The organism is Achromobacter sp. JD-1 (genome assembly GCF_038594925.1).
In the GTDB taxonomy this organism is placed as follows: Bacteria; Pseudomonadota; Gammaproteobacteria; order Burkholderiales; family Burkholderiaceae_B; genus Achromobacter; species Achromobacter spanius_C.
In genome coordinates this window covers 197,393-218,386 of sequence record NZ_JBCGCS010000002.1, presented here as the reverse complement: position 1 = coordinate 218,386, position 20,994 = coordinate 197,393, and the positions used below count along the sequence as shown (strand labels likewise).

Here is a 20,994-nt window from a genome sequence, read left to right as displayed (position 1 = left end):
AAAACAAAGGCTTGGCGCCTGCGGTCAAACATTGGCCGGCGCCAGGCCTTTTTCATGCCGGCAGGCGGGGCTGGCGCGGATCCCGAGCCCCCGTCCGCCGGGCCCGTGCGACAATCCTCCCCCGACGCCGCATGCCGTTTCGGTAGCCGCCGTCCCCGACGTGCCGCAGCGCTTTTTATCGCTTCGGATCAAACCGAATTGTTCCTCATGTACTGTCCCAAGCCCTTGTACCCGCCCGTCATGACGGAGTTGCCGCGATGACCGCCGCAACGCCGCGCGATGTTCCGTGTGTTGCCGTCATTGGCGGCGGCCCGGCTGGCCTGATGGCAGCTGAGCGCCTGGCCGCGCAAGGCGTGCAGGTTGACGTGTTCGACGCCATGCCGTCGGTAGGCCGAAAATTCCTGATGGCGGGTCGGGGTGGGTTGAACCTGACGCACAGCGAGGCCGCGGCACCGTTCCTGGCACGCTACGGCGCGCGGGCCGCGCAGCTTGCCCCATGGTTGCAAGTGATGGACGCGACCGCGCTGCGGGAATGGGCGCATCAGTTGGGCATCGAGACATTTGTGGGATCGTCGGGCCGCGTCTTTCCGCAGGAAATGAAAGCCGCCCCCTTGTTGCGCGCCTGGCTCGCAAGATTGCGCGCCAGCGGCGTCCGGTTCCACATGCGGCACCGTTGGCTGGGGTGGCCGCAAGGCACGGCCGTGTCGGTAGCTGCGCTGCGCTTCGAGACGCCGGAAGGCGTGCACACGAAGACGGCGGATGCCGTGGTGCTGGCCTTGGGCGGCGGCAGTTGGGCCAAGCTGGGGTCCGATGGCGCGTGGGTCGCGGGGCTGCAGGCGCACGGTATTGACGTGGCGCCGCTACGGCCTGCCAATTGCGGATTTGATGTCGCGTGGTCGCGGCATTTTTCCGAGCGTTACGCGGGTCAGCCGGTCAAGTCCGTCGCCATGTCCTGTGCGGGCGAAACTGGCGACGCTCGAGCTCGCCAGGGCGAATTCGTTGTGTCGGAATCGGGTATCGAGGGTAGCCTGGTGTACGCCTTGTCCGCGTTGTTGCGGGACCGGATTGACGCGGAAGGGCACGCGGTTGCGATGTTGGACCTGGCGCCAGACTGGACGCTGGACAAGGTTATCGCGGCGGTCACGCATCCGCGCGGCGCACGTTCCATGTCCAGCCATTTGCAGAGCCGAATGGGGCTGACGGGGGTCAAGGCGGGGCTGCTACGCGAATGCGCGCCCGCGGAAGACTTCAAGGATCTGGCGCGCCTGGCCTTGCGGATCAAGGCCTTGCCTTTGACGCTGCTGCGCGCGCGGCCGATGGACGAAGCCATCAGCACGGCGGGCGGTGTGTCGTTCAAGTCCGTCACGGACGGGCTGATGCTGCGATCAGCCCCCGGCGTATTCTGCGCCGGCGAGATGCTGGATTGGGAGGCGCCTACGGGCGGCTATTTGCTCACGGCCTGCATGGCCAGCGGTGTGGTGGCGGCTAAGGGCGTGCTGGACTATGTGGCCGGCCAGCGCCAAGGTCGGCCACGATAGTGACGCTCAGGATCCAGACGGGTAGGGCGCCATGCCCAGCGGCGGGCGCGGCGCAAGGTCGCCCACCACATGGCCCACCACGGGGGCGGCGCCAGCCTCTGGCTGAGTAATGATACCGATCACGCGGGTGATGGCGCTGGCGGGAATGCCAGTGCCGTTGGCAGGATCCTGTACCAGTTGCCAAATGGTGGCGTCGGCCGGGCCGGCGTCCGTTAAGGTGACGGAGGAAGAATCCAGGCAACCGCGGGCAAAGCAAGACCAGTCCGAGGCGCTGCAAGGCAAGCCGTGTGCCGTGGCCAAGCGAGCCAGGGCGAGAGGCGCATCCGCTTGGCCCGCGGCATGTTGGGCAGCCGCGCCCAGCGATACGTCCAGGGACAGCAAACGGAGAAACTCTACGACGTTGTCTGAATTCATTGTGGGTCTCCTAAGAGCTGGTCTGGTTCTTGATCGGCCTTCAGCCACGCTGCAGGATCGCGTCAGCCAGGGCTCTGGCCCAGCATCGACACTAGCGATTGCTTGAGGCGGGCGGAAAAGATGGGCACCGTATGGGACACCCCATTGCGGTCTACGCCCTCTTTCAATTCAACCGTCTGGCCCAGGAAAATCTCGGGGGCGGCATTGATCTCGTTATAGCGGGCAAGCAATTCGTCCACCTGCGCTTGGGCGTCAACCAGCGTGCTGCTGTCCGCAAGTCTGCCGGCGGCATGGGCTTGCAGGATTCGGTGCAGATCGTCGATAAACAATGCCAAAGCGGCCTGCCCACGGCATTGTGGCTGCTCCCAGCCCCAGCCCTCAACGGCGGCGCCAGCATGGTGTGATGCGGGTTTTCTGTTCATTTGCGAATCCTAATCCATTGGCGGCAATTACGCGACAGCCCGCGCGGGCTGGGGATGTCACGGTCGTGTAAAGACGGTTACGGGTTTGTGTTTCGGGGTGATGCGCGATCAGCATCCTTTGCGGTATGCTGGCTTCGGTTTCCACGCCCAGACAGGAGATGTTTATGAAAAACAAGGTTGTTTTCGTCATGCTGCTTTCGATCGCCGCGCTTTCGGCGGGCTGCAATACTGTTGCGGGCGCCGGCAAGGACATCCAACGCGGCGGTGAGAAGATCGAAGGCGCTGCGAAGTAAGGCGGCGGCACGCTGATCCGGTCAGCCCGCCTGAGGCCACGCATGAAATGCCCTGGCATTTCATGCGTGGCCTTTTTGCCGCCGCTGGCATAATCGCAGAAGTCTGAATTTCAATGCGGGAAGAATCATGCGCAAGTCAGTATGGGTGGGTGTAACGCTGCTGGGATTGTTGGCCGGCTGCGCGAGCACCGGGGTCTACGAATCCGAGACGGTGCAGAAAGAGACTTTCAGCGTCGATACCCACTATCAAGCCGCCTTCCGCCGTGGTGGTGAATACGTGCGCACCTGCCACGTGAACGTGAAGCATCCCTATGGCGTTGCTTACGCCTGGCGCCACACCTTGGGCGAGAAGGGCGCGCCCGATGAAATCAAGGTCTACAAGGTGGGCCAGCCCGCCACGGTGCTTGAATTGATTTCAGCCGAGCCCGATGGCCCGGCCAAGTCCAAGGTAACGGTGACGGTGCTGGGCGAGGGGCGCTGGGATAAGGCCGAGCTCGCTGCGGCGCGCGCCTCGATCCAAAGCGCAACTCCCACGTGCCGCGCTGGCAACGAAGGCTGATCGCATGGACCCCCGCGCCCAGCAGACCCGGTCGTCGGGGATGTCTTTTGCACCGCTGGTGGGCGGGTTCCGGTTGTTTGCCTGGCTGAATGGGGGCGCCGCGCTGATGCTGGTGGCCTTCTCGCTGGGCATTGTGGGTGGGGATATCGCCGCGCCCGACCTGCAATTGCCGCTAGCCATGTTTCTGGCCGGCTTGCTGTTGTCAGGCCTCGGCTTGCTGTTTGCCTATCTGGCGCAGGTCAGCTTGTTGCGGCAGGGCTACACGGGCCATATGACGCGCGGGCATTGGCCCGCCCAATTGCTGGCCATGATCTGTTATCTGTTAAGCGCCTTGGCGTTTTGCGCTGCATGTTGGTGCACGCTAGGGCAAGCGGTGCCCGAGGCGCAGCAAACCACCTCCTACGCCAGTCGTTAGCGTAAATACCACGGGTAAACCCGTGTACGCAAAAAAGTTGGACTTGAGATTGCGTTGGGAATAATATGCGCCGTGCGTATATAAATCCTCTTTCTCTGAGGCCTGTCATGACCATTTCCCAGCAAGCTTTCCTGCGCGACGCCATGCGCCGCCTGAACCTGACGCGCGACGTGTTCGCCACCCGGATCGGCGTGAAACGCAGGGCGTTGGACACCTGGTTGTTGCCCGAAGGCTCGCAGGAATTCCGCGCCATGCCGGAAGTCGTGCAGCGTTTCGTCAGCGAAATCGTGCAAAACGGTGTGTTGCTGGAAAAATATACGCAAAGCGTACAAGATGGCCCGCTGCGTGAACGTATTGCGGTGGAAGGCAAGAATCAACTGTTGTCGGTGGATCAGTTCACCCGCGAATCGGTCGAAGACCTGTTCCGCGTTGCCGACATGATGCAGCCTATCGCGCGCCGCCAGAAAGTGTCGCGGGTGCTGGAAGGCGCCGTGCTGGGTAACCTGTTCTTCGAAGCCAGCACTCGCACTCGGGTCAGCTTCGGTTCGGCGTTCTGCCGCCTGGGTGGTTCGGTGTGCGACACGACCGGCTTCACGTTTTCGTCCATGGCCAAGGGCGAATCCATCTACGACACCAGCCGCGTCATGAGCGGCTACGTGGACGCCATGGTGATTCGCCACCCCGAGCAGGGCTCGGTTGCGGAATTCGCGCGTGCCACGAATATCCCGGTGGTCAACGGCGGCGACGGCCCGGGTGAGCACCCCAGCCAGGCCTTGCTGGATCTGTACACGATCCTGACCGAGTTTTCGCGCTTGGGCAAATTGCTGGATGGTGCGCACATTGCCATGGTCGGCGACTTGAAATACGGCCGCACCGTGCACTCGCTGATCAAGCTGATGGCGCTGTACAAGAACGTGAAGTTCTCGCTTGTGTCGCCCAAGGGGCTGGAGATGCCCAGTTACATCATTGAGCAGGCAAGCCGCAACGGCAACATCATTGAACAGAAGACATCGCTGGCGGAAGGCCTGGCGGGCGCGGACGTGATCTACGCGACGCGCGTGCAGAAAGAGCGCTTCGCCAACGAAGAAAACGAAGGCTACACGCCCGACTTCCAGATCAACCGCGCCATCATCGACGCGTACTGCAGCCCCGAAACCATCGTGATGCACCCGCTGCCGCGCGACAGCCGCCCGGGCGCCAACGACCTGAGCGTGGACCTGAACCACGATCCACGCCTGGCCATCTTCCGCCAGACCGATAACGGCATTCCGATTCGCATGGCGATCTTTGCCGTGCTTCTGGGCGTTGAAGGCCTGGTGCAGCATTCGCTGCGCGATGTGACCTGGCAACATCCATCGCACGTGGGCCCCGATGACTCGGTGTTTCACGGCCTGGAATAGGCGGCGTTGTTCCCATGCGCGTGGGCCCCGGTAGGGGCCCACATTCTTTTAGCGCATAATCCGCGCTGGTTTTTCCAGCGCGTGCCGTTCCGAGACACGCGCGGCGTCTTTGGGGCGGATGATCTTATGTCTTCAAACAAGAGCGCGTTGCCAGTGTGGGCAAGCCGCGCCGACCAAGCGTGCTACCTCAGCGCATCAAACGCGCAGGCCTGGGAAGCGGTCTATCAATCAGTGGATGCCTATACGCGCGGCCAGGTGGCAGCCGTGGTGGGTGATAGCGCCAAGGAGCTGGTGGATGCCTTCTATTCCACCTTGCTGGCGGACGCTGAAGCCGGGCCGCGACTGTCGCATGAGATCGTGTCGACGCGACTGCACAAGGGCATGAAACACTGGCTTCTGGGTTTGCTTTGCGTGCGTGACCAGGGCGACATCGTGGCCTTGATGGCCACGCAGAAAAAGGTGGGCGAAGTGCACGCTCGCGTCCATATCCCGATTCATCTGGTGATGGCGGGGGCGCGCGTCCTGAAGAATGAAATTGCCGAACGCCTGCGCGCAAGCGATCTGGATGGCACGTCCGCATCCATCGCCACGCAGTACGTCTGTAATCTCTTTGATCTGGCCATCGAGCAGATGAGCCGCGCCTTCATGCGCGACATCAATCGCGGCGCGCGCAACGACGAGGCTTACCGCTTGTTCGCGCTGGGGCAGAACATTTCGACCGAACGTGAACGCCAGCGCGCCGCGCTGCTGGAATGGAGTCAGGCGGTCTTGATTGGGCTGCATTACCGCGCACCCGAACAGGCCTTGCCCAGGCTGGCGGCATCGGAGTTCGGCTTGTGGCTGCAGCACAAGGGCGGCGTGCTGTTCGAGAGCGCGCCCGCGTTGGGCCAGATTACCGAGGCCGTCATGCGGCTGGATGACGTGGTGTTGCCGCGGCTGATGATGGACGATCGCGAACGCCAGCTTTCCATGCCTGACCAGGTGCGCGAACTGCAGGAACTGGTGGCGCGCATCAAGCATCTGCTCAATGGCCTGTTCGACATGGTGGCTGAGATAGAAAGCGGCAGCGACCCGCTGACCAATGTGCTGAACCGGCGGTTTCTACCCTCGGTGATCGGACGCGAGATCTCCATATCCAGCCGGCAGGGCAGCCGCTTTTCGGTGCTGTTGCTGGATATCGATCATTTCAAGGCCATCAACGACGCGCACGGGCACTCCGGTGGCGATCACGTATTGCGCCAGTTTGCCGAAGTGGTGCACCAATCGTGTCGGTCCAGCGACTTCGTGTTCCGCTATGGCGGCGAAGAATTTCTGGTGGTGCTGGTGGATACGGGCGAAGAGGCCGCGCTGGCCGCCGCCCAGAAATTGGGCGCCGAGATCCGCCGCCATGATTTCACGATTCCGGAGGTTGGCGCCCTGCGCATCACGGCCAGCATCGGCGTGGCCACCTTTGATGGCCATCCCGACTATGCCTATCTGATCGACCGCGCCGACAAGGCCCTGTACCAAGCCAAACTAGCCGGCCGCGACCGCAGCGTGCTCGCCTGACAGGCAGCACGCCCGAAGGAGCGTAGGGTGGGTGAAGCGCGCGACACCCACAGCAAGAATGCCAACGCTCCAACGCGCGCAACCCGTCAATCAACCGCCCCCATCAAATCTTCTTCTCGCCCCCCAGCGCGTCCACCAACTCGGCCATCATCTTGGCCAGTTCGCCCGTCATCAGCATCATGTCGGAATCGAACTTTTCATCGTCGTTGGCGGCTACGCCTTCGTTGCCTTCCTTCAGCACGTCCAGCGGCGATACGCGCTTGACGTCCAGGCCTTCGGTCAGCACGAACGAAATGCGGTCAGCCCACGTCATGGCCAGGCGGGTGCATTGCTTGCCCGACTGGATGTGGCGGCGTACGTCGTCGGCGTCGATGGAGTGCTTCACGTAGCGGATGGCCGCGCCGCTTTCGCCCGACGAACGCAATTCGGTGTCTTGGTCGATGCTGAAGTTCGACGGCGCTTCGTCTTCGGCCAGCCAGCCCGTCATGGCGGAGGCGGGCGACTGCGCCACGTACAGGTTTTCAAGCGGGAACGGGTCTACGCATTTGGCCAGCAGGCCGATGACTTCGTCCGCCTTCGCCGACGCCGCGGCGTCGATCACCAGCCAGTGGTTTTGCGGGTCGATCCAGACGCGCGTGTCGCGGTAGACGCTGAAGGCGCGCGGCAGCAGTTCGTCGGTAACGCGTTCCTTGATTTCCTTCATCTGCTTGCGGCCCGGCTTGTAGCCTTGCTGCTCTTCGATTTCCTGGGCACGCGCCTTGGCGACCTGGTTCACGACGGTGCCCGGCAGCAGCTTCTTTTCGGCGCGCAGGCTAAGCAGGATCTGGCCATTCACCACATGGGCCAGGCCGCCGTTTTCGCGCGGCGGCACCCAGCCCAGGCTTTGCATTTCAAGGTTGTTGCCCGCTTGGTAGGCGTGGCGCGCAAGCGTTTCTTCAAGCTGGTCGCCAACGAGAGTCCACGGCGAGGAAAGGCGGTAAATCTTGAGGTTTTTGAACCACATGAGCGTCGGCCAAAAGGGTTGATTCTATACGACGCGGACGGTTTGCCGAAGCGGTGCAATACGCTTGCGACAGGCGACACGTTCTGTCACTGACAGGGGGCGGTCCATGCGTTAACTTCCGCGCACCGACTTAGAACCGGAGAGGAAAAACATGAAAATCATTGGCGCCATCCTGATCGTCCTGGGCATTGCCGCTTTGGCCTACAAAGGCTTTAACTACAAGTCCGAAGAGACCGTTTTACAGATAGGTTCGGTCAAGGCCACGGCTGAAACCGAGAAGTCGGTGCCGATCCCGACCTGGGCCGGCATCGCCGCCATTGTGGCGGGCGTGCTGGTCATCGGCGTGGGCATGCGTCGTTAAGCGCACAAAAAAAAGCGGCCCGGCTCAATAAAGGCCGGGCCGGTACGGGAGCACACAATACCGCGTCATAAAAGGCTCGCGGGGAACGCGGTATCGGTGTCAGAACACTAGCCCTGCAATCGTCTGACAGGGGGATCAATCGTCAGTCGATCTACCGCAAGGCCGTAATCTGAAGCGCCAGTCTAAGCGTGAGGGTCTGACATCGTCCTGAAAGCGGCCGCGCCCGCCGGCTCAGGGCAAAAAAAAAGCTCCATAAGGAGCTTTCAAGGCCGGGCAGGCGCAGCAGTCCCGCCCGGCGGGGGATGGTCGTTTATGCGTTGATGTCGTTGTCCTTGGATTCGCGCACGAACAGCGTGCCGATGACCAGGGTCATGACTGCAATGATGATCGGATACCACAGGCCGTCGTAGATGTTGCCCGTGGCGGCCACTACCGCGAAGGCGACCGGAGGCAGGAAGCCGCCGAACCAGCCGTTGCCGATGTGGTACGGCAAGCTCATCGAGGTGTAGCGGATGCGGGTCGGGAACATTTCAACCAGCATGGCCGCGATCGGGCCGTAGACCATGGTCACGTACAGCACCAGGATCGTCAGCAGCACCACCACCATGACGTAGTTGATTTGCGCTGGATCCGCCTTGGCCGGGTAGCCGTGGCCGCGGATTGCCGTGGTCAGCGCCTTGTCCAGTTCCGCCGCCCGGGCCTTGAAGTCGGCGGGAGCCATGGCCTTGCCGTCGAACGATTGGAACTCGTCGTTGCCGATCTTGACCTTGGCCACCGAACCAGCCGGCGCGGCTTCGTTCTGGTAGTTCACCGAGTTGCGGGCCATGAATGACTTCACGATGTCGCAAGAGCTGGTGAACGCCGAGGTACCCACCGGATTGAACTGGAACGAGCAGGTGCTGGGGTCGGCAATCACCGTGACCGGGGCCGTGGCCTGGGCCTTCTCCAGCGCCGGGTTGGCGAAGTGCGTAAGGCCTTGGAAGATCGGGAAGTACGTCGCCGCGGCGATCAGGCAGCCCGCCATGATGATGGGCTTGCGGCCGATCTTGTCGGACAGCCCGCCGAAAATCACGAAGAACGGTGTGCCGATCAAGAGCGCGATGGCGATCATGATGTTGGCCGTGTTGGCGTCGACCTTCAGCGTTTGCGTCAGGAAGAACAGGGCGTAGAACTGGCCCGTGTACCAGACCACGGCCTGGCCGGCGGTCAGGCCCAGCAGCGCCAGGATCACGACCTTCAGGTTCTTCCATTGACCGAACGATTCAGCGATCGGCGCCTTCGAGCCCTTGCCTTCTTCCTTCATGCGCTTGAAGGTGGGCGATTCGCTCAGTTGCAGACGGATCCACACCGAGATGCCCAGCAGCACCACCGAGATCAGGAACGGAATGCGCCAGCCCTAGGCTTTGAAGTCGTCTTCGCCCATGACCGTGCGGATGCCCAGGATGACCAGCAGCGACAGGAACAGGCCCAGCGTAGCGGTCGTCTGAATCCACGATGTGTAGAAGCCGCGGCGGCCGTGCGGGGCGTGTTCGGCAACGTAGGTTGCCGCGCCGCCGTACTCGCCACCCAGCGCCAGGCCTTGCAGCAGGCGCAGCACGATCAGGATGGCCGGAGCGGCCAGGCCGATGCTGGAGTAGCTGGGCAGCACGCCCACCAGGAACGTGGACAAGCCCATGATCACGATCGTGACCAGGAAGGTGTACTTACGTCCGACCAGGTCGCCTAGCCGACCGAACACCAGTGCGCCGAATGGGCGCACGGCAAAACCGGCGGCGAACGCCAGCAGGGCGAAGATGAAGCCCGCGGTGGGATTCACGCCCGAGAAAAAGTGCAATGCGATGATGGCCGCGAGCGAGCCGTAGAGATAGAAGTCGTACCACTCGAAAACCGTGCCCAAGGATGACGCGAAGATGACGCGGCGTTCTTCCTTGGTCATCGGGCGCGGTTCCGCGGAAGGGCCGCGGCCTGCCATGGTTGTTGTGCTCATGATGTCTCCTCGTTTTATGGCCGGCGGTTTTCCGCCGTGCTTAGCTCTTTGCCGACGCACCGACACCGAGCCTTACGCAACATTGAGGCGCAACCCTGACGAGGTTCTGACGTAACCCTTACTCGAATCTTAAAATTGAAACTAATAGTAACTGTTGCGTGCGCGGCTAGGGATAGTCCCTATCGGGCTGAAGTGCGTAGCAGACCTAGCTTTCGTACGAATCCGGCGCGTCCATGTAAAGCGGGAACACCACGCTGATGCGTGTGCCCGGCAGGTCCGAGTGCGGGTTGGGGTGGTCGTTGATGAGCACGCTGGCCCCGTGCTTTTGCGCAATCTCGCGCACGATCGCCAGCCCCAGGCCGCTACCGTCGGATGCCGTACCCAGCACACGGTAGAAGCGGTCGAATACGCGTTCCCGTTCGTCTGGCGGGATGCCCGGGCCTGAATCCTCCACTTCCAGCAGCGCCTGGTCGCCATGGCGCATCACACGCACGGTGATGTGGCCGCCGAGCGGTGTGTAGCGCAGCGCGTTGTCCACCAGATTGTTCAGCAGCTCGGCAAGCAGCAGGGGGTTGCCGTTGATGTTGACGGGTTCGTCGGATCCTTCAAACCCCAGGTCGGTACTCAGCGACAGCGCCTGCGGCACCCAGTGCATGGCCTGCTCGTAGGCAATGGCGTTGAGGTCCGTGCGCGTCAGCCCGATCGCGCTGGGGTTTTCAGCGCGGGCCAGCAGCAGCAACTGGTTGACCAGTCGGGTAGCGCGTTCGGATCCCGTCACCAACTGCCGCAGGCTCGACTGCATTTCTTCGGGGCTGGCGTCGCGCAAGGCCAGTTCGGCCTGCGTGCGCAGGCCGGCAAGCGGTGTCTTCAACTGGTGCGCGGCGTCCGCCACGAAACGGCGTTGGGCCTGGACGTTGGCCGACAGCCGGTCCAGCAGGTCATTCATGGCGGCCACCAACGGCGCGATTTCGGACGGCGCCGCCCGCTCGTCAATGGGCGACAGGTCGTCGGGCCGGCGCGCGCGCAACCGTTGCTGCAGCGCGTTCAGTGGAGCCACCCCACGCGACAGGCCGAACCACACCAGCAGCACCGCGATCGGCAGCACCACGAACTGCGGAATGATCACGCCCTTGATGATGTCGTTGGCCAACTGCGTGCGCTTTTCCACGGTCTCGGCCACGAGCAGCAGCGCGGGCTGCGTGTTGGCCAGGTTCAGGTCCACCCACGTGAACGCCAGGCGGATGCCGAAGCCACGCAAGGTGTCGTCTTCGTACTGGACTTCGCCCGGGCGCGGTTGGCCCACGGTGGCCGGCAGCGGCAGGGCGCGGTCGCCCCCCAGGTATTCACCGCGGCTACCCAGCACCAGCCAGAACACGCTGTCGGTCTCGTCCGCGCGCAACACGTCACGCGCGGCGTCCGTCATCTTGAGCACCGCGCGGCCGTCCTGCGCATGGACCTGCCGGGTCAAGACATGCAGATTATTGGCCAAGGCGCGGTCATACGGCACGTTGGCGATATTCTGGGCAACCACATAAGTGATGGCGACGCTCATGGGCCACAGCAGGAACAGCGGCGCCAGCATCCAGTCCAGGATTTCGCCCAGCAGCGAGCGCTGCGGAGGTGCAAAGCTTGGGCCCTTGGACCCCGCTTGCATGATATCCAGCGCTTCCTGATTCAGTGGCTCTGGCCGGGCATCAACTGGCGAGGTACGCGGCACCCTGGTCCCGCTCCAGACAATAGCCCAGGCCGCGCACCGTCACGATCTTTACGCCGCTGGGCTCCAGCTTCTTGCGCAGGCGGTGCACGTAGACTTCGATGGCGTTGGTGCTGACTTCCTCGCCCCATTCGCACAGGTGGTCCACCAACTGCGTCTTGCTGACCATGCGACCGCTGCGCGTCAGCAGGATTTCCAGCAGGCTGACTTCGCGCGCGGACAGGTCCAGCGTCTGATCGTCGACGATGGCCACGCGACCGGTCTGGTCAAAAAGCAGCCGGCCGTGCTTGAGCATCGTGGCGCCGCCGCCCGCGCCGCGCCGGGTCAAGGCGCGCACCCGTGCCTCGAGTTCGGACAGGGCGAAGGGCTTGGCCATGTAGTCGTCCGCGCCCAGGTCCAGGCCCTTCACGCGCTGCTCGATGCTGTCGGCCGCCGTGAGGATCAGGACGGGCAGGGCAGAGTTGCGGGCGCGCAGGCGGCGCAGTACTTCCAGACCGGCCAACTGAGGCAGGCCCAAGTCAAGGATAAGCAGATCGAACGCTTGAGCGGCCAGCGCCGAATCGGCGGCAAGCCCGTCGCGCACGGCGTCAACGGCGTAGCCGTTGTGGCGCAGTGACCGGGATAGGCCATCGGCCAGAATGCTGTCGTCTTCGGCGATCAGGATACGCATGAGGCTGCAATGGGAAGCGGCAAGGGAAGCGGCAAAAGGGATCGCTGCAAAATGCAGAGGGGAACGCCGGGGTCGGCTTCGATTCTGTCATACGGGACTGGAGTTGCCCACTCAGGGAATACGTGAAAACTCTGGCACACTGGTTTTTTGTACAGTACAATCCGATGCAATAATCTGAACCTGATTCGAAACAGCACGCTGCGGTTCAAGTTTCAGGCTCTTGACGCCGCAACCACCAGATACGTTACAGACAGGACTCTACATGGACGACAAAACCACCAAGGCCGCCGCTTCGGAAAAGGCCAAGGCGCTTGCCGCCGCGCTTTCCCAGATCGAAAAGCAGTTCGGCAAGGGCTCGATCATGCGCTACGGCGATAACGAGGTCTCGCACGACATCCAGGTGGTTTCCACGGGCTCGTTGGGTCTGGATATCGCGCTGGGCGTCGGCGGCTTGCCGCGCGGCCGCGTGATTGAAATCTACGGCCCGGAATCGTCCGGTAAAACGACGCTGACCCTGCAAGTCATTGCCGAAATGCAGAAAATCGGCGGCACCTGCGCCTTTGTCGACGCCGAACACGCGCTTGACGTCCAATACGCCAACAAGCTGGGCGTGAACCTGACCGATCTGCTGATCTCGCAGCCGGACACGGGCGAACAGGCTCTGGAAATCACCGACGCGCTGGTGCGCTCGGGTTCGGTTGACCTGATCGTCATCGACTCGGTGGCGGCGCTGGTGCCCAAGGCTGAAATCGAAGGCGAAATGGGCGATTCCCTGCCGGGCCTGCAAGCCCGTCTGATGAGCCAGGCGCTGCGCAAACTGACGGCCACGATCAAGCGCACCAACTGCATGGTCATCTTCATCAACCAGATCCGCATGAAGATCGGCGTCATGTTCGGCAATCCCGAAACCACCACCGGCGGTAACGCGCTGAAGTTCTACGCCTCGGTGCGCCTGGACATCCGCCGCATTGGCTCCATCAAGAAGGGTGACGAGGTCGTCGGCAACGAAACCCGCGTCAAGGTCGTGAAGAACAAGGTTGCGCCGCCGTTCAAGCAGGCCGAATTCGACATCATGTATGGCGCCGGCATTTCGCGTGAAGGCGAAATCATTGATTTGGGCGTGGCTGCCAGCGTGGTCGACAAGTCCGGCGCCTGGTACAGCTACAACGGCAACCGCATCGGCCAGGGCAAGGACAATGTCCGCGAATACCTGAAAGAGCACCGCGACATGGCCATCGAAATCGAAAACCGGGTTCGCGAGAACCAGGGCATCGTCAGCCGTGCCGCCGAGTTCGTGCCCACGGCGGAAGACACCGCCGAATAAGCCAGCCTTCGTCCGCCAGCCAGGTTGTGCTGGCGGCTTTGGCAGCTTGGCAGCTTTGGCAGATTTTGTGCCGGCTAGCTAGCCGGCTACACGCGGCAGGCGCCATGATGGGCCTGCCGTTTTGCATAGCAGGAAGCGCATGAGCTGGAAACCGACCCCCGCGTCAGCCGACCGCCTTCGCGCCAAGTTGGATGACGAATTTGAAACCGTCGCCAAGCCGGAAGGTTTGCGGCGCAGCTCGGACGCGCGCCGCGAACGAGAGGCGGCGGCATCCTCGGTCGAGCCAGACACCTGGCAGCGCAGTTCCGAACAGCGGGGCAACGCGCGTGGCGGATCGCGTATGGGCTCCGCATCTGGTCGTGCATCTGGTCGTGCATCTGGGCGAGCCGCGGATCGTGCCTCTGGCAGTGCCTCCGGCGCGGAAGACGAAGCCGCCGCCCCTGAAGGCGGCAAGCCAGCCCGCAAAGGGCCATCGCTGAAGATGCGCGCCGTGGGCTTTCTGTCGCGGCGCGAGCACGCGCGCGAGGAATTGGCGCGCAAGTTGGCTGCCTACGCCGAAGACGCCGATGAAATTGAAGGCGTGCTGGATGCGCTGGAAAAAGAGGGTTGGCTGTCTACCGAACGGTTTGCGCAAAGTCTGGTGCATCGCCGCGCATCCCGCCAGGGCGCGGCGCGCATCGTGCAGGAATTGCGCCAGCATGGCGTGGACGACACGCAAGTCGCTGAACTACGAGAACAGCTGCGCGCCACGGAATACGACCGCGCGCTGGAAGTATGGAAAAAGCGCTTCGACGCCAAGCCGGAAGACCGCGCCATATACGCCAAGCAGGCGCGGTTTCTGGCCAGCCGGGGGTTCGCGCACGACGTGATCCGGCGCATTTTGGGCGAAGGCGAGGACGATTGATCCACTGCGCAATTGATCGACTGATCGGATCCTCCCGACCCCTGGCATACCCCGCCGCCCACCCAGGCGGCTTTTTTACGCCTTTGCCGACTTGATGCCCGACAGCGTCTTGAAGCAGACGTCTCGCGTGATGGTCAGGAATTCATCAATGTAGGAGGCGTCCGTGTCTTCGCTGCGCACGGTGGCGTACAGCGTGCGCCAGACGCCCTGCGGCCCTAGTCGGCACAGCCGCAACCACCCCTGATTCATGTATTCGGTCAGCGCCCAATTCGGTAGCGCCGCCACGCCACGGTTGCTGGCCACCAGTTGCGCAATGATGGGCGTCAATTCGGCCTTGCGGACGGCGGCCGGCTCAACGTCGGCGGGGTCCAGAAAGGCGGTGAATACGTCCAGCCGCTGCTTGTCCACTGGATAGGTGATGAGCGTCTGATCCGCCAACTGCTCGGGCGTGATGAATTTGTTGGCGGCCAAGGGGTTCGATTCCGACACGGCCAGCACCAGTTCGTACTTGAACAGCGGCAGGTACTCCACCGAGTCCAAAGGCTGCGGGTCGGATGTGATGACCAGATCCAGGTCGCCGCGCACCAAGGCGGGCAGGGGCGCGAACGAGAATGCCGCCGACAGATCCAGCGCCACGTCGGGCCACTGCATCCGAAAGGCATCCAGCGCCGGCATCAACCACTGAAAGCAGGAATGGCAGTCGATGGCCAGATGCAGCCGGCCGCTGCGGCCGGCCGCCAACCGTTGCAGATCGCGTTCGGTGGCGCGGATGCGGGGCAACACTTCATCGGCCAGCGCCAGTACGCGCAAGCCCGCCGTCGTCAGCCGGGCGGGGCGGGTGCGGCGGTTCAGCAAGGGCGTGCCCAGCCGCGTTTCCAGGTCACGCAACTGATGCGACAAGGCGGACTGGGTCAGGTGCAGCCGTTCGGCGGCTTCCTGCAGGCTGCCGCCGTCACGGATGGCGGTCAGCGTTTCAAGATGGCGGATTTCTAGCATGAGGCCCCAGCATGGCGGATACGAACGCGCATTATATGAAAAGTACTCATCTTATGAATGTAGAGATTGATTTTGATTCATTTAACTTTGCCTGCACAATAGCCGTCACTTGAACAAATTTTGTCTAACGGCGGTGTTCTCATGACTACTATTCATAATTTGGGGTTCCCCCGTATCGGTGCGCAGCGCGAATTGAAGCGTGCTGTCGAGGCTTATTGGGCGGGCAAGCAAACTGCCAAAGCGCTGGAAGAATCGGGTCGCGAACTGCGCGCCAAGCACTGGAAGCTGCAGGCGGCGGCCGGCCTGCAATTCGTGCCCGTGGGCGACTTCGCCTGGTATGACCAGATTCTGGAATGGAGCACGTTGCTGGGCGCCGTGCCCGCCCGCTTCGGCCAGAAAGACAACGAGCCGGTGACGCTGGACACGCTGTTCCGCATGGGGCGTGGCCGCGCGCCGTCGGGCAAGCCCGCCGCCGCTTGCGAAATGACCAAATGGTTCGATACCAACTACCACTACATCGTGCCGGAGCTGGTGCCGGGCCAGACCTTTCGTATTGCCCGCGAGTCCCTGTTCGAGCAGATCCAGGAAGCCCAGGCGCTGGGCCACGCTGTGAAGCCGGTGATCCCGGGTCCGCTGACCTGGCTGTATCTAGGCAAGGGCGACGCCTTTGCGGGTGGCCCGGCCGACGAAGGCAAGCTGCAACTGCTGGCCGCGTTGCTGCCGGTGTACCAAGAAGTGTTTGCCCGCTTTGCCAAGCAAGGCGTGCAATGGGTGCAGATTGATGAGCCGATCCTGGTGCTGGACCTGCCGCAAGCGTGGCGTGATGCATTCAAACAGGTGTATGACACGCTGGCTGCAAGCCCGGTCAAGCTGCTGGTCGCCACGTACTTCGACGGTTTGAAGGACAACCTGGCTACCGCGCAGGCGCTGTCCGTGGCCGGCCTGCATGTGGATCTGGTGCGCGCGCCGGAACAACTGGCCGACGTCGTGGCCGGCCTGCGAGCCGACCAGGTGCTGTCCGCGGGCGTCATCAACGGCCGCAATATCTGGCGCACCGATCTGGACGCGGCCATCGCGGCGCTGGTGCCCGTCAAGCAGCAATTGGGCGACCGCCTGTGGCTGGCCCCGTCGTGCTCGCTGTTGCACGTGCCGGTGGACCTGACCAACGAGACGGAACTGGACGCCGAGATCAAGAGCTGGCTGTCGTTTGCCGCGCAAAAGCTGCAAGAACTGAGCCTGTTGGGTCGCGCACTGGAAAACGCGACGGATGCGTCCGTGCAAGACGGCCTGATCAAGCAACGCGCCGCCCTGGCTGCCCGCCGCTCGTCGCCTCGCATCCATAACCCGGTGGTGGGCCAACGGATGGCCAGTGCCGCCGCCGTGTCGCGCGACCGCGCGCCGTTTGCCGGCCGCATCGCCCGCCAGCAAGAACACTTGGGCTTGCCCGCCTACCCGACGACCACGATCGGTTCCTTCCCGCAAACCGCCGAAATCCGTGCACTGCGCCGTGATTGGAAGGCGGGCGCGTTGACGGATTCCGGCTACGAAACCGCCATCCGCAAGGAAATCGAGGAAGTCATCCGCTTTCAGGAAAAGGTCGGCCTGGACGTCCTGGTGCACGGTGAGCCCGAACGCAACGACATGGTGGAATACTTCGGCGAACTGCTGGCCGGTTTTGCCTTCACCAAGAACGGCTGGGTGCAAAGCTACGGCTCGCGCTGCGTCAAGCCGCCGATCATTTTTGGCGACGTGGCGCGCCCCGCGCCGATGACGGTGGGCTGGTCGTCGTATGCGCAATCGCTGACCGACAAGCCCGTCAAGGGCATGTTGACGGGTCCGGTCACCATCCTGCAATGGTCGTTTGTGCGTGACGATCAGCCGCGCGAGCAGACCTGCCGTCAACTGGCGCTGGCCCTGCGCGACGAAGTCGTGGACCTGGAAGCGGCTGGCATCAGCGTCATCCAGATCGATGAGCCGGCCATCCGCGAAGGCCTGCCGCTGCGCCGCGCCGATTGGAAGACCTATCTGGACTGGGCGGTGGATTGCTTCCGCCTGTCGACGGCCGGCGTGCGCGACGAAACCCAGATTCATACGCACATGTGCTATTCGGAGTTCAACGACATCATTGAATCCATCGCAGCCATGGACGCGGACGTGATCACCATCGAAACGTCGCGCTCCAATATGGAATTGTTGAAGGCGTTTGAAGATTTCGACTATCCCAATGACATCGGTCCGGGCGTGTACGACATCCACTCGCCGAACGTGCCGGAGGTGGACTGGATGGTGGGCCTGATGGAAAAGGCGGCCGCCCGCCTGCCCAAGGAACGCCTGTGGGTGAACCCGGACTGCGGCCTGAAGACCCGCGCCTGGCCGGAAACCGAAGCCGCGCTGCTCGGCATGGTGCAAGCCGCTCGCGCACTGCGCCAGTCCGCCTGACGCCGCCGCGCTCAGGTCCGTCTGTGTAAACCCCATGGAAGGCGCCCGGCAGCGCCTTCCATGGGTTTTTTTCGTGCCCGCCGCCCCGGGGGCAGGGCAAAAGCCGGTGGTGGGCGTAGGCCCGGGCCGCAAACCCGGCATTTGATCCAAGGCCGGCTGCGCTATACTTTCAAGGTTTTGTTGCCGCGCACCATGCGCAGGCCATCTTCGCCCCGCAGGCCCCCAGCATGCCCTTGCCACCGCCGGATTACCCTCGCCAACCGCTGCACACGCGTTCCATACGTGTGCAGTCGTATGCGCGCGAGGACGGTAATTGGGACCTGGAAGCCGAACTGATCGACGTCAAGGCGTACGATTTCCCCAAGAGCGACGGCAAGATGTTCAAGGCCGGGCAGCCCATCCACCATATGCATCTGCGCATCACCATCGACGAGGAATACTCGATCCTGGACGCGCGGGCTGTCTATGATGCGGCTCCTTATGGCGGTCATTGCATGGCCATCGAGCCGGCTTACACTGATTTGATCGGCATGAATCTGCTCAAGGGATTCCGCCGCCAGGTCAAGGAGCGGTTCGGGCATGTAGAGGGCTGTACGCACATGACCGAGCTGTCGCAGGTGCTTCCCACCGCGGCGGTCCAGACCATGGCCAACCGCCGGCGGCAGGATCCCAACCCGAACCGGCGTCCTTTCCAATTGGACGGCTGTCATGCGTTGAGCACTGACGGTCCGGTGGTGGCTGAGCACTATCCCAAGTGGTACACGGGGGGCAGCGCTGAGGCATCGGCCGATTCGTCCTCCGATTCACCTTCTCTTTCTCATACGTCCTGACAGGTAACACATGAAAATCCACGAGTATCAAGGCAAGGAACTGCTGAAGCAATTTGGCATCCCGGTGCCGCGCGGGATCCCCGCTCTTTCCGTCGACGAGGCCGTGGCTGCCGCTGAAAAGCTGGGTGGACCGGTGTGGGTCGTCAAGGCACAAATTCACGCGGGCGGCCGCGGCAAGGGCGGTGGCGTCAAGCTGGCGCGCTCGCTGGACGACGTGCGCAAGCTGGCCTCGGAAATCCTGGGCATGCAGCTGATCACGCACCAGACCGGCCCGGAAGGCCAGAAGGTTCGTCGCCTGTACATCGAAGACGGCGCCGACATCCAGAAGGAATACTACGTGTCGCTGGTCACTGACCGCGCCACGCAGAAGGTTGCCTTCATTGCCTCCAGCGAAGGCGGCATGGACATCGAGGAAGTGGCTCACTCCACGCCCGAGAAGATCATCACCGAATACATCGACCCGCTGACCGGCTTGTCCGCCGAGCAAGCCACCAAGATCGCCAACGCGATCGGCCTGCCCGCCGACTCCACCGCCCAAGCCGTGGACGTGTTCCAGAAGCTGTATCAGTGCTACATGGACACCGACGCGTCGCTGGTTGAAATCAACCCGCTGAACCGCGACAGCAAGGGCAACATCATCGCCCTGGACGCCAAGTTCAACTTCGACTCCAACGCCCTGTTCCGCCATCCGGAAATCGTCGCCTACCGCGACCTGGACGAAGAAGATCCCGCTGAAATCGAAGCCAGCAAGTTCGACCTGGCCTACATCCAGCTCGACGGCAACATCGGCTGCCTGGTGAACGGCGCCGGTCTGGCCATGGCCACGATGGACACCATCAAGCTGTTCGGCGGCGAGCCGGCCAACTTCCTGGACGTCGGCGGCGGCGCAACGGCCGAGAAGGTCACCGAAGCGTTCAAGATCATGCTCGCGAACAAGAGCGTGAAGGCCATTCTGGTCAACATCTTTGGCGGCATCATGCGCTGCGACGTCATCGCCGAAGGCGTGATCGCGGCTTGCAAGGCCGTCAACCTGAACGTGCCGCTGGTCGTGCGCATGAAGGGTACCAACGAAGAACTCGGCAAGAAGATGCTGGCCGACTCCGGTCTGCCGATCATCAGCGCCGACACGATGGCCGAAGCGGCCACCCGCGTCGTAGCCGCCGTCAAGTAAATATGCCCCCTCGCCGCGCCCCTTCGTGGCTAGCTGCCCCCCAAGGGGGCGCTTTCCACCTAGGGTCGGCCCGGCGGTAAAAGAAATTGCCAAGGATTCACAAATGTCGATTCTGATCAACAAGGACACCAAAGTCATCACCCAGGGCATCACGGGCAAGACGGGCCAGTTCCACACCCGTATGTGCCGTGAGTATGCCAATGGCAAAGCCGCCTTCGTGGCCGGCGTGAACCCCAAGAAAGCGGGTGAAGACTTTGAAGGCGTGCCGATCTTCGCTTCGGTGAAGGAAGCCAAGGCCGACACCGGCGCAACCGTGTCCGTCATCTACGTGCCGCCCGCCGGCGCCGCCGCCGCCATCTGGGAAGCTGTCGAAGCCGAACTGGATCTGGTGATCTGCATCACCGAAGGCATCCCCGTTCGCGACATGCTGGACGTCAAGAACCGCATGAAGGCCAAGGGCAGCAAGACGCTGCTGCTGGGCCCGAACTGCCCCGGCCTGATCACGCCGGACGAAATCAAGATCGGCATCATGCCCGGTCACATCCACCGCAAGGGCCGCATCGGCATCGTCAGCCGTTCGGGCACCCTGACGTACGAAGCCGTGGCGCAAGTCACCGAACTGGGCCTGGGTCAATCCAGCGCCGTCGGTATCGGTGGCGACCCCATCAACGGCCTGAAGCACGTCGACGTTCTGAAGATGTTCAATGACGATCCCGACACCGACGCCGTCATCATGATTGGCGAAATCGGCGGCCCCGACGAAGTCAACGCCGCCGAATGGGCGAAGGACAACATGAAGAAGCCGGTCGTCGGCTTCATCGCTGGTGTCACCGCTCCTCCTGGAAAGCGCATGGGCCACGCTGGCGCCCTGATCTCCGGTGGCGCCGACACGGCCGACGCCAAGCTGGAAGTCATGGAAGCTTGCGGCATCCGCACCACGCGCAACCCCTCCGAAATGGGCAAGCTGCTCAAGTCGGTGCTGTAAGTCTTTCAGCATTGCGTTCGA

The 20,994-nt window shown here is 62.8% G+C and carries 19 protein-coding genes and 1 pseudogene; 13 read left to right on the top strand and 7 right to left on the bottom strand.

The features are described from left to right. Positions 1-257 precede the first annotated feature (257 nt). Positions 258-1,538 carry a TIGR03862 family flavoprotein gene (locus WBR68_RS04220; protein WP_127183845.1) on the top strand — a complete coding sequence of 427 codons (1,281 nt, stop codon included), beginning with the start codon at positions 258-260 and terminating at the stop codon, positions 1,536-1,538. A gap of 6 nt (positions 1,539-1,544) precedes the next feature. Here WBR68_RS04220 and WBR68_RS04215 read toward each other — a convergent pair whose 3' ends face one another. Together WBR68_RS04215 and WBR68_RS04210 are read right to left on the bottom strand one after the other, a co-directional pair. Continuing rightward, positions 1,545-1,952: a hypothetical protein gene (locus WBR68_RS04215; protein WP_050446032.1), complete on the bottom strand. Its 408-nt coding sequence runs from the start codon at positions 1,950-1,952 to the stop codon at positions 1,545-1,547. Between the two features lie 62 nt (positions 1,953-2,014). Next, positions 2,015-2,374, bottom strand: coding sequence for a hypothetical protein (locus tag WBR68_RS04210; RefSeq protein WP_050446031.1), 360 nt, complete (start codon positions 2,372-2,374; stop codon positions 2,015-2,017). A 164-nt stretch (positions 2,375-2,538) separates the two neighbouring features. On the opposite strand from WBR68_RS04210, the gene WBR68_RS04205 reads away from it, so the two are divergent. The 5 genes from WBR68_RS04205 to WBR68_RS04185 all read left to right on the top strand — a co-directional run bounded on the left by WBR68_RS04205 (position 2,539) and on the right by WBR68_RS04185 (position 6,589). After that, entirely contained in the window at positions 2,539-2,667 is a 129-nt protein-coding gene (locus tag WBR68_RS04205) for an entericidin A/B family lipoprotein (RefSeq protein WP_050446030.1), read from the top strand. Between the two features lie 127 nt (positions 2,668-2,794). Beyond that, the gene (locus WBR68_RS04200; RefSeq protein ID WP_050446029.1) at positions 2,795-3,226 is read left to right on the top strand and encodes a BPTD_2524 family lipoprotein; all 432 of its coding nucleotides are present in this window, start codon (positions 2,795-2,797) and stop codon (positions 3,224-3,226) included. 4 nt (positions 3,227-3,230) lie between these two features. After that, a complete protein-coding gene (locus WBR68_RS04195) occupies positions 3,231-3,641 on the top strand; it encodes a hypothetical protein (protein WP_127183846.1) in 411 nt (136 codons plus the stop codon). 107 nt (positions 3,642-3,748) lie between these two features. Continuing rightward, positions 3,749-5,041, top strand: coding sequence for an aspartate carbamoyltransferase (locus WBR68_RS04190; RefSeq protein WP_046802818.1), 1,293 nt, complete (start codon positions 3,749-3,751; stop codon positions 5,039-5,041). 126 nt (positions 5,042-5,167) lie between these two features. Continuing rightward, the gene (locus tag WBR68_RS04185) at positions 5,168-6,589 is read left to right on the top strand and encodes a diguanylate cyclase (protein WP_050446027.1); all 1,422 of its coding nucleotides are present in this window, start codon (positions 5,168-5,170) and stop codon (positions 6,587-6,589) included. Between the two features lie 103 nt (positions 6,590-6,692). On the opposite strand, the gene WBR68_RS04180 is transcribed toward WBR68_RS04185, so the two are convergent. Next, positions 6,693-7,592 (bottom strand): recombination-associated protein RdgC, encoded by a 900-nt coding sequence (locus WBR68_RS04180; RefSeq protein WP_050446026.1) that lies wholly within the window; start codon positions 7,590-7,592, stop codon positions 6,693-6,695. A gap of 151 nt (positions 7,593-7,743) precedes the next feature. Between WBR68_RS04180 and WBR68_RS04175 the strand changes: the two genes are divergently transcribed. After that, on the top strand, positions 7,744-7,953 hold the full coding sequence (locus tag WBR68_RS04175) for a hypothetical protein (protein WP_050446025.1): 210 nt from the start codon (positions 7,744-7,746) through the stop codon (positions 7,951-7,953). A 310-nt stretch (positions 7,954-8,263) separates the two neighbouring features. Here WBR68_RS04175 and WBR68_RS04170 read toward each other — a convergent pair. The 3 genes and pseudogenes from WBR68_RS04170 to WBR68_RS04160 form a co-directional block, all read right to left on the bottom strand. Then, a pseudogene (locus WBR68_RS04170) lies at positions 8,264-9,925 on the bottom strand (MFS transporter). Between the two features lie 220 nt (positions 9,926-10,145). Next, positions 10,146-11,522 carry a sensor histidine kinase gene (locus tag WBR68_RS04165; RefSeq protein WP_127186278.1) on the bottom strand — a complete coding sequence of 459 codons (1,377 nt, stop codon included), beginning with the start codon at positions 11,520-11,522 and terminating at the stop codon, positions 10,146-10,148. Between the two features lie 112 nt (positions 11,523-11,634). Continuing rightward, positions 11,635-12,324 carry a response regulator transcription factor gene (locus WBR68_RS04160; RefSeq protein ID WP_006218337.1) on the bottom strand — a complete coding sequence of 230 codons (690 nt, stop codon included), beginning with the start codon at positions 12,322-12,324 and terminating at the stop codon, positions 11,635-11,637. Between the two features lie 262 nt (positions 12,325-12,586). Here WBR68_RS04160 and recA point away from each other — a divergent pair, with 262 nt between their 5' ends. Next, positions 12,587-13,648: a recombinase RecA gene (gene recA / locus WBR68_RS04155; protein ID WP_050446021.1), complete on the top strand. Its 1,062-nt coding sequence runs from the start codon at positions 12,587-12,589 to the stop codon at positions 13,646-13,648. A 139-nt stretch (positions 13,649-13,787) separates the two neighbouring features. Continuing rightward, positions 13,788-14,552 carry a recombination regulator RecX gene (recX, locus tag WBR68_RS04150; RefSeq protein ID WP_230693598.1) on the top strand — a complete coding sequence of 255 codons (765 nt, stop codon included), beginning with the start codon at positions 13,788-13,790 and terminating at the stop codon, positions 14,550-14,552. Between the two features lie 75 nt (positions 14,553-14,627). On the opposite strand, the gene WBR68_RS04145 is transcribed toward recX, so the two are convergent. Beyond that, on the bottom strand, positions 14,628-15,548 hold the full coding sequence (locus tag WBR68_RS04145; protein ID WP_050446019.1) for a LysR family transcriptional regulator: 921 nt from the start codon (positions 15,546-15,548) through the stop codon (positions 14,628-14,630). Positions 15,549-15,689: 141 nt separating this feature from the next. Between WBR68_RS04145 and metE the strand changes: the two genes are divergently transcribed. The 4 genes from metE to sucD all read left to right on the top strand — a co-directional run bounded on the left by metE (position 15,690) and on the right by sucD (position 20,973). Next, positions 15,690-17,987 (top strand): 5-methyltetrahydropteroyltriglutamate--homocysteine S-methyltransferase, encoded by a 2,298-nt coding sequence (metE, locus tag WBR68_RS04140; protein ID WP_230693597.1) that lies wholly within the window; start codon positions 15,690-15,692, stop codon positions 17,985-17,987. A gap of 227 nt (positions 17,988-18,214) precedes the next feature. Beyond that, positions 18,215-18,817 carry a DUF2889 domain-containing protein gene (locus tag WBR68_RS04135; RefSeq protein WP_050446017.1) on the top strand — a complete coding sequence of 201 codons (603 nt, stop codon included), beginning with the start codon at positions 18,215-18,217 and terminating at the stop codon, positions 18,815-18,817. Positions 18,818-18,827: 10 nt separating this feature from the next. After that, the gene (gene sucC / locus WBR68_RS04130) at positions 18,828-19,988 is read left to right on the top strand and encodes an ADP-forming succinate--CoA ligase subunit beta (protein WP_050446016.1); all 1,161 of its coding nucleotides are present in this window, start codon (positions 18,828-18,830) and stop codon (positions 19,986-19,988) included. Between the two features lie 103 nt (positions 19,989-20,091). After that, positions 20,092-20,973, top strand: a complete 882-nt coding sequence (gene sucD / locus WBR68_RS04125) for a succinate--CoA ligase subunit alpha (RefSeq protein WP_050446014.1) — start codon at positions 20,092-20,094, stop codon at positions 20,971-20,973. The last annotated feature ends 21 nt before the right edge of the window (positions 20,974-20,994 follow it).